At 66.4% G+C, this 214-nt stretch carries 1 protein-coding gene; it reads left to right on the top strand.

What is annotated here, in order from left to right:
• On the top strand, positions 1-214 hold a 214-nt coding region (locus tag ACV229_RS40990; RefSeq protein ID WP_448088717.1), incomplete at both ends, for a hypothetical protein.

Genomic DNA, 214 nt, shown 5'->3' with positions numbered 1-214 from the left:
GAGTCAGGATGGCCGGGCGGCGGCGTTGCACGGTATGGCGGCGGCCAGCGCTGCGCGGGATGCAGATATGGCCGCAGGCGGTCTTGTCAACGATCTGGCGATGGGGAAGACGTCCGATTTCAAGGTCGAGGCCAGTATCGGCAGCAGCCGCAGCAAGAGCGAATTCACCGAGGACAGCGCGACGAATCGCGGCTCGAACGTGAGCGCGGGCGGT

This window comes from Burkholderia sp. MR1-5-21 (genome assembly GCF_053427715.1).
This window is presented reverse-complemented; position numbering and strand designations above follow the sequence as displayed.